At 43.0% G+C, this 8,670-nt stretch carries 8 protein-coding genes, 4 tRNA genes and 1 pseudogene; all 13 read left to right on the forward strand.

Annotation, left to right across the window (positions count from 1 at the left end; genetic code table 11):
• Positions 1–117: pseudogene (locus tag FTU09_RS13185) on the forward strand (transposase); the annotation flags it as partial.
• 254 nt (positions 118–371) lie between these two features.
• On the forward strand, positions 372–698 hold the full coding sequence (locus FTU09_RS13190) for an H-NS family nucleoid-associated regulatory protein (RefSeq protein ID WP_004975751.1): 327 nt from the start codon (positions 372–374) through the stop codon (positions 696–698).
• A 162-nt stretch (positions 699–860) separates the two neighbouring features.
• On the forward strand, positions 861–1,601 hold the full coding sequence (gene gspN, locus FTU09_RS13195; RefSeq protein WP_131260974.1) for a type II secretion system protein N: 741 nt from the start codon (positions 861–863) through the stop codon (positions 1,599–1,601).
• Positions 1,601–2,440: a type II secretion system protein N gene (locus FTU09_RS13200; RefSeq protein WP_180080528.1), complete on the forward strand. Its 840-nt coding sequence runs from the start codon at positions 1,601–1,603 to the stop codon at positions 2,438–2,440. The genes gspN and FTU09_RS13200 overlap by 1 nt, the downstream gene beginning before the upstream one ends.
• 60 nt (positions 2,441–2,500) lie before the next feature.
• Positions 2,501–4,756, forward strand: a complete 2,256-nt coding sequence (gene gspD, locus FTU09_RS13205; RefSeq protein ID WP_131260972.1) for a type II secretion system secretin GspD — start codon at positions 2,501–2,503, stop codon at positions 4,754–4,756.
• Positions 4,757–4,825: 69 nt separating this feature from the next.
• Entirely contained in the window at positions 4,826–5,476 is a 651-nt protein-coding gene (locus FTU09_RS13210; protein WP_167845712.1) for an FHA domain-containing protein, read from the forward strand.
• 61 nt (positions 5,477–5,537) lie between these two features.
• On the forward strand, positions 5,538–6,209 hold the full coding sequence (locus tag FTU09_RS13215; protein WP_167845713.1) for a phosphoglycolate phosphatase: 672 nt from the start codon (positions 5,538–5,540) through the stop codon (positions 6,207–6,209).
• 160 nt (positions 6,210–6,369) lie between these two features.
• Positions 6,370–7,863 carry an anthranilate synthase component I gene (gene trpE, locus FTU09_RS13220; RefSeq protein ID WP_104852931.1) on the forward strand — a complete coding sequence of 498 codons (1,494 nt, stop codon included), beginning with the start codon at positions 6,370–6,372 and terminating at the stop codon, positions 7,861–7,863.
• A 98-nt stretch (positions 7,864–7,961) separates the two neighbouring features.
• Positions 7,962–8,037: transfer RNA gene (locus FTU09_RS13225), tRNA-Thr, on the forward strand.
• Positions 8,038–8,092: 55 nt separating this feature from the next.
• Positions 8,093–8,176: transfer RNA gene (locus FTU09_RS13230), tRNA-Tyr, on the forward strand.
• A gap of 36 nt (positions 8,177–8,212) precedes the next feature.
• Positions 8,213–8,288: transfer RNA gene (locus FTU09_RS13235), tRNA-Gly, on the forward strand.
• Positions 8,289–8,302: 14 nt separating this feature from the next.
• Positions 8,303–8,377, forward strand: a tRNA-Thr gene (locus tag FTU09_RS13240).
• 148 nt (positions 8,378–8,525) lie between these two features.
• A partial coding sequence (locus tag FTU09_RS13245) for a GTP-binding protein (RefSeq protein ID WP_257218308.1) occupies positions 8,526–8,670 on the forward strand: 145 nt, incomplete at its 3' end.

Below are 8,670 nucleotides of genomic sequence, written 5' to 3' on the forward strand. Positions count from 1 at the left end.
TGGAAGCAGATGAAATATTATTGGCGAGATTTTCAAGTCATGACAGCTGATAAAATAGAGCAATGGGTGGAGAGAGTATCAAACCAATTCGGAAAAGAATACATGTTTACTTTTTAATGACAGCTTATGTGTAGATCGCGTCAATATGCAAAAAACCTTAATCCCTGAAAATGTACGCGCGGGTATTCATAAAATAGAAAAAACCGTACAGCATATTCTTGATTAAATCTTAATAATCAGTTCATAATATGTCCGACTGTTATTTATATGTAGAGTAGTAGATTTTTTATTGACGCTTCAGTTTGATAAAAATAGAATGAATCTGCTTAATTTAATAACTGAATATAAAAAGCATAGTTTTTGGAGTAAGTATGATGCCTGATATTAGCAATTTGTCTGTAGAACAGTTAAAGCGTTTACAAGCTGAAGCGGAAGCATTAATTGCCACGAAAAAAGATCAAGCAATTGAAGATGCCTATAATCAAATTTTAGCGATTGCAGACAATTTGGGTTTAAGCATTGAGCAGATTTTGGAAGTTGGCGAAAGCAAGCGTAAGAAAAGCCCACGTAAAACTGTAGCGCCACGTTATCGTAGCAAAATCAATTCTACAGATACTTGGACTGGTCGTGGTAAAAAACCACGCTGGTTAGTCGCTGAATTAGAAAAAGGCGCAAAACTTGAAGATTTTCTAATCTAAGCTTCATCAATTTGTCATTGATTTGACTTAGAGTTCAAAAACCAAGCAATACGGCTTGGTTTTTTTATCTGTATCAATTGGCGACGCCGAAAAAGTGTGCATAATGTGTGAGTGTTATAAAAAGTCATTCATAGAAAAATTAGTAAGGTTGGTCGTGGTGGCATGATAAAGAAACCCAAATACATCACGTGGTGGATTTTCGCCCTCATTGCATCTTTGTTTTTTGTGTTATTACAAATTCCAGCAGCGTGGTTAATTTCAAAATTTTATAAAAATAATCAGACCTTACATAATGTGAGTGGCAATATCTGGAAGGGACAAGCCGATTGGCACAATGGACAGTTACGTGGTTCTTTAAGTTGGAATACACGTCCTTTAGATTTGGTTTTATTGCGTGTCGCTGCCGATGTTGAAGTACACAGTGGTAATACTAAACTCGAAGGCATTGTTGGCTATCGTTTTGGTAGCGTCTTGGTGCAATCTTTAGATGGGCAAGTTGCGCCAGAAACCTTAAAAAGTATTGTGGATTGGCAGTGGCCAAGTAATGCGATTCAACTCAAAGACATTCATTTGAATTTTAAAAAACAGCAAGGCTTCACCAAAGCCAAAGGACAACTGCAGTGGGCGGGTGGCGAATTGCTGTATCGTTTTGCTCAGCGCCAAGACCGTATGAATATCCCTGCGTTAAAAGGCAGTTTGTCCGATGAAAATGGCAAACTGTTATTTGATATTCGCGATCAACGTGAACAAAAAATGCTGAATATTGCGCTTGATCAAAGCTTGATGCTAGATGTGCAACTCACGCAACGCTTATTGATGAATATCGCCTCTTATGAAGGCAAAGCGGGCTTAGATACCTATGTGATCAGCACTCGCCAACCTCTATTAAAAGGAGGTTTCTAATGCGTACACTCTCTGAACGATTAGGGAATTTGCACTGGAAGCAGTTTGATCGTGCTGCGCCAGTATTTTTAGCTTTTTTGATTTTGTATCTGTGTTGGAAACTGGCGAGTTTATTTTGGTGGGTTGTTGCGCCGCCCCAAGTCATGCAAATTGATCGGGTGGAGTTGGGTTCACAGCAACCACAAATCCCGAATATTACCTCCTTTGCATTGTTTCAAGAACTTGGGCGCAGCAACACTGCCGATGATCAATTAAATATGACTTTGCAAGGTGTAGTGGTTGGGCAGCCGAGTCAGTTTTCTTCTGCGGTCATTAAAGTGAATGAGGTGGCAGAGCGTTACCGTGTGGGTGATGTGATTGATTTGAGTCAGTACCAATTGGCAGAAGTCTACTGGGATCGGGTTATTTTACGTCATAGCAGTGGTGCGACGCGTGAAGTATTGTTTAAAGGTATTGAAAATGGTTTAAATCAACCTATCGCACCTTTAATTCCAAGTGGTAATCAAGCTCCTGTAACTGCACCTACGCAGTCCGCACAACCGAATAATGCCATTGGACAGGCAGTGCAGCGCATACAGGAAGATCGCGAACAATACTTAAAAGAGATGGGTGTTGAAGCAAATACGGGCAATGGTTATGAAGTGACTACACGTACGCCAGCCGCTTTAAGAAATAAACTGGGTTTACAGCCAGGTGACCGTATTTTGTCTTTAAATGGGCAAAACGTCGGGCAAGGACAAAGCGATGCACAATTGCTTGAACAGGCACGTCGTGAAGGTCAAGTGAAATTACAAATAAAACGTGGTGATCAAGTGATGACCATACAACAAAATTTTTAAATGGATCGGCATCGTAACTACATGCAGAGACATATTTAGGGTTAGGAAACACAGTAGATTATGGCTTTATTGAATTATGAGCGTCCATTTTGGGCATTACTGGCTGCTGCACCGCTTGTTGCAATGGTGAGTACTGCAAGTCATGCGCAAACCTGGAAAATTAATTTACGTGATGCGGACTTAACTGCATTTATTAATGAAGTGGCCGATATTACGGGCAAGAACTTTGCAGTCGATCCGCGTGTGCGTGGCAATGTCACGGTGATTTCCAACAAAGCCCTGAATAAAAATGAAGTCTATGACCTGTTTTTAGGCGTATTGAATGTGAATGGTGTGGTGGCAATACCATCAGGCAATACCATTCGCCTTGTACCTGACAGCAATGTAAAAAGCTCAGGCATTCCCTATGATGGTCGTCAAAATGCGCGTGGTGACCAAATTGTAACGCGAGTGATTTGGCTAGAAAATACCAATGCCAATGACCTGATTCCTGCTTTACGTCCGCTCATGCCGCAGTTTGCGCATTTGTCTGCGGTCGGGGGCACCAATGCTCTAATCGTGTCTGATCGTGCCAGTAACATTTATCAGTTAGAAAGCATTATTCGTAACCTAGATGGTACGGGGCAAAATGACATTGAAGCGATTAGCCTGCAATCCAGTCAAGCCGAAGAAGTCATTGGCTTGCTTGAGTCGATGAGTTCGACAGGGGCAGCGAAAGATGTTAAAGGTTCGCGTGTGCGTATTGTGGCGGACAACCGTACCAATCGTATTATCATCAAAGGCGATACCGCAACACGTAAACGCATTCGTCAAATGATTGAAATGATGGATGTGCCTGCGGCAGATCGTTTGGGTGGTTTGAAGGTTTTTCGCTTGAAATATGCCAGTGCACAGAATTTAGCAGAAATATTGCAAGGTCTGGTTTCAGGACAGGCGGTGAGCAGCAGCTCTAATGCAAATAGCAACAGTAACAACAACAGTGCTAGTAATTTAAGCAGCACCAATAACAACACAGGTAATTCATCGACTATTTCCACCCCAAGTATTAATTTGGGTGGCAGCTCGAATAGCAACAATCAAAACAACATCACCAGTTTTAATGGTAATGGTGTCAGTATTATTGCCGATGGCTCGCAAAATGCTTTGGTGGTCAAAGCCGATCCGCAGTTGATGCGTGAAATTGAATCGGCCATTCAGCAACTAGATACCCGTCGTCAACAAGTGTTGATTGAAGCTGCGATTATAGAAGTGGAAGGTACCGATGCCGACCAATTGGGTGTGCAGTGGGCATTGGGCGATTTAAGCAGCGGTATCGGTCTAATTAATTTTGACAATATTGGTGCAAGTTTAAAAAATGTTGCTGCAGGCTATTTAACTGGTGGTGCAGCAGGCGCAGGCAGTGCGATTGGTGCAGGTACGTCATTGGTGTTGGGTGATTATCGTGAAGGTCGTGATGGTTCACGCAAGCTATATGGTGCGATGATTCAGGCCTTGAAGGAAAAAACCAAATCCAATTTATTGTCTACGCCATCTATTGTGACCATGGACAATGAAGAAGCCTATATTGTGGTTGGTGAAAACGTTCCTTTTGTAACAGGTTCATTATCTACCAATGGTGGTGTGGCAAATCCGTATACCACTATTGAACGTAAAGATGTCGGGGTTACTTTAAAAGTCGTGCCACATATTGGTGAAGGCGGAACACTACGCTTGGAAGTTGAACAAGAAGTGTCAGATGTCAAAGCCAATAAAGGTCAGGCGCAGGATTTAGTCACCAGCAAACGCGCAATTAAAACTTCTATTTTGGCCGAGCACGGACAAACCATTGTCTTAGGTGGCTTAATTTCTGATAACTCGGTTTATAGTCGTCAGGCTGTGCCAGGTTTGGGTGCTATTCCAGGGTTGGGGCGTTTATTCCGTTCCGATGGTCAATCTAATCAAAAACGTAATTTATTGATTTTTATTCACCCAACCATTGTGGGAGATAGTCAGGATATTCGCCGTATTTCGCAGCAGCGTTATAGCCAATTGTATAGCCTTCAGTTGGCAATGGATGCCGATGGTAGCTTTGCTAAACTGCCTGAGAATGTTAGCGATGTTTATCAGCAGCGTTTGCCTGTATCTCGAGTTGCGCCGCAAACAGGAACTTATCAAACCTTACCATCAGCAGTGTCTGCAAACCGCACAGCAACGGTGGTGAGCACCCCTGTTGCGATTGAGCCTGCGGTACAGCGCCAAAACGTAGTTTTGCCGCAGCAGGAAGTCAGCAAAACTAAAAATACAGTCACTACGACCACAATTCGCGCTACACCTTAATCGTATCCTGCGCAGATTGTGGTTGAGGGCATGTTATGATGTCGCCAAATCACACGAGAGAAGTTATTTATGACTTGGAAAATACAAGCAATTAGCGGTGAATTTACTGGCCAAGAAATTAGTATCGACCGTGATATGTTGGTGGGGCGTCATCAAAGTGCAGATTTGGTGCTGCAATCGGCAGAAATTTCACGTAAACATGCGGCTTTTTTACTTAAAGAACAAGCGCTGTATGTGCAAGATTTAAATTCTTCCAACGGCACTTTTGTAAATGATTTACGCATTGCCGATGAAACCTTACTTAAAGAAGGTGATATCGTCCAATTTGCCAGCTTAAAGTTTTCAGTATTTGCGCCTGCGGTTGAATTGGAACATGCGGCAGATGTCGCCAAAACTGCTGAAAAAGTCACAGCACAAACAGAAAAAACACCTGCACAGCAAATGAACGAGCAGGGAATGCCTGAATTGAATCAACGTGACAGTTCTGTGCAATTAAACCGTGATGGTATGCCGCAAGGCGTGGCAGTACCAAAACCAGCACCTATTCCAGAAGGCGTGGATATTCATGCAGTTCCAGCAGAGCCAACACCTGTGTCTGTCGAGCAGCCTGTTTCTCGTGTGGAACAAGAGAAAGAACAGCAAAAAAATGCTTCTGTTGGCTTGATTTCACTGATTGTCTTGGTGATTTTGGCAGTTTTGGCTTGGCTATTGTTTAAATAAGCAGCCTTTGCTTTACAATCAAGGCATGCGATCGCATGCCTTTGTTCATTTAGGGGGAAGAATGTCTATTGCTCAGCTTGATACACGTCAAGTCATTTTATTTGATTTAGATGGCACTTTGGTCGATTCTGCGACAGATTTATACCGCGCCATGAACATGAGTTTAAATGCACTGCAACTGCCTTTGGTAACACTGGAACAAGTGCGAACTTGGGTGGGGAAGGGAACTGCTGTTTTTTGTCATAGCGTGTTGATGCATTTAATGGGGGTTGTGCATCCCGAGCAACATCAACAGCTCTTGAATACCTTTTTAGACATTTATAGTGCGGAACCGTGTATCGACACGCAGCCTTTTGCAGGCATTATTGAGTTTTTGGATTGGGCAAAAGCACAGAACAAAACTTTGGTTTGTGTGACCAATAAACCAGAACAACCTGCACGTGCCATTATCGAAGCCTTAGACATGCAAAATTATTTTGATGATGTGATTGGTGGAGACCGTTTTGAAGAGCGTAAACCACACCCGCGTCAATTGCTGCATTGTGTTGAACATTATCAAGTGGAGAAGTCTCAAGTCTTGATGATTGGTGATTCTTCTAATGATGTTGAAGCCGCGCGTCGAGCGGGGATTGATTGTATTGTGGTCAGCTACGGCTATAATCATGGTGAGCCGATTGCCAATTGTCAGCCGCAACAAATTGTGGATAATTTAACTGAATTGTTAAATATTTAAGATTCAAAAATCAAATAATTTTACGCTAATTGCTATAAAGGATATCAATATGAGTCAGGCTGTAATGCCCATATTTCGATGGCGACGCTAGTCAATCTACAACCGTCCTTCACTTCGTCTTATCGAAAACATTGCTACATCGAAATATAGAGAGCTTCACATGACCACTCTGACTCAATTTGAACAACTTAAAGCAGCAGGCTACAACCTCATTCCTGTATATCGCCAGCGTTTGGCCGATACCGAAACTCCATTGTCGGTATTTGCACGTTTGAAGCAGCATCAACAAGCCTATTTGTTTGAGTCTGTAGAAGGTGGTGAAAACTGGGCACGTTATTCAATTATTGGTTTGGGTGAATCTACAGTTTTCTCCTGTAATGCGGGTGAACTCACCATCCAACATGCTGACGGTTCAATCGAAAAACAAACTTGTGCACAGCCGTTTCAGTATATCCGCGATTTTCAAGCGCAATTTAAAGTGCCTACGCAAGCTGACTTGCCTGAATTGCCAAGCTTTACAGGTGGTTTGGTGGGTTATTTTGGTTACGATGCAGTGCGTTATATCGAACCGCGTTTAAAAAACGTGCCTGCAGCAGATCCAGTCGGTTTGCCTGATATTTGGATGATGTTGTCTAAAACAGTCATCGTGTTTGATAACTTAAAAGATACCTTGTTCTTAATTGTGCATGCCGATGCAGCGCAGGCAGATGCTTATGACAAGGCACAACAACAACTCGATGCACTAGAAGAAATTTTAGCAACCCCGATTAGTCTAAAAGCAGAAAAACATACGCCACCACATTTTGAATCGCTTACAGGCAAAGAAAAATTCTTGGCGACCATTGATACCGTCAAAGAATACATTCGTGCAGGCGATGTTATGCAAGTGGTGCCTGGACATCGCATGGTGTCAGATTTTGATGGTGAGCCGTTACAGGTTTATCGTGCTTTGCGCCATCTCAACCCATCGCCGTACTTATTCTTGGTACAAGGCAAAACTTTGGGCGATGATCAGCCGTTTCATATTGTCGGCTCATCACCTGAAATTTTATCGCGTTTGGAAAATGGTATTGCCACTGTGCGTCCTTTAGCAGGTACACGCCCGCGCGGTAAAACCAAAGAAGAAGATTTGGCACTTGAGCAAGATTTGTTGTCGGATGAAAAAGAAATTGCCGAACACTTAATGCTGATTGACTTGGGGCGTAATGATGTCGGGCGTATCGCCAAAATTGGTAAAGTACAAGTGACTGATCAAATGGTGATCGAGCGTTATTCGCATGTCATGCATATTGTGTCCAATGTGCAAGGTGAAGTGCGTGACGATGTCGATGCTTTGGATGTTTTTCAGGCAACTTTCCCTGCAGGGACACTTTCGGGTGCACCAAAAATTCGTGCCATGGAAATTATTGATGAAGTTGAGCCTGTAAAACGTGGTGTTTTTGGTGGTGCTGTTGGTTATTTAGGCTGGCATGGCGAAATGGACATGTCGATTGCGATTCGTACCTGTGTTATTCGTCAAAATAAGGTCTATGTGCAGGCAGGCGCAGGTCTAGTTGCGGACTCAAATCCTGAATCTGAATGGAATGAAACCCAAATAAAAGCTCGCGCAGTGATCAAAGCGGTTGAATTATCATCAAATGGATTGATTTTATGAGTTTTTAGCGTTTTTTTTGAAAAAAACACTTGCACGGATTTCAAGTTTTGCTAAACTGCACACCGTTCCGATACGAAACGTACGAAACACTAAGAAACGCCGGCATAGCTCAGTTGGTAGAGCAACTGACTTGTAATCAGTAGGTCCACAGTTCGAATCCGTGTGCCGGCACCATCTTAGGGAGTTTGAGTTGTTAAGTAAAGAACGAACACTGAGTAAGTGTGAAAATGGTGGGATTCCCGAGCGGTCAAAGGGAGCAGACTGTAACTCTGCCGCGTAAGCTTCGAAGGTTCGAATCCTTCTCCCACCACCATTAACTTCGATAGAAGTGGTAATTACCAACATAGATGCGGGAGTAGCTCAGTTGGTAGAGCGGCAGCCTTCCAAGCTGCATGTCGCGAGTTCGATCCTCGTCTCCCGCTCCATCGAAGGATTTGTCGCTCTTATAGCTCAGTGGTAGAGCACTCCCTTGGTAAGGGAGAGGTCTCGAGTTCAAATCTCGATAAGAGCTCCAGATACAGTTTAGCGATTATTCGCACAAGATTTTCAAAAAGCAGGCTTATTAGTCTGCTTTTCAAGTATTAGGTGTCTAGTTTTTTAGGCGATATGTCGGGGCAGAGTTTTACTCAGCATTGTGTTCGACGTAAACGAGGAAGATGAACATGGCTAAGGCTAAGTTTGAACGTAATAAGCCACACGTTAACGTGGGCACAATCGGTCACGTTGACCATGGTAAAACAACTTTAACAGCTGCGATTGCTACAGTATGTGCACGTAAGTTTGGTGGTGAAGCGAAAGATTACGCTG

Source organism: Acinetobacter sp. YH12058 (genome assembly GCF_013419805.1).
Taxonomy (GTDB): Bacteria; Pseudomonadota; Gammaproteobacteria; order Pseudomonadales; family Moraxellaceae; genus Acinetobacter; species Acinetobacter towneri.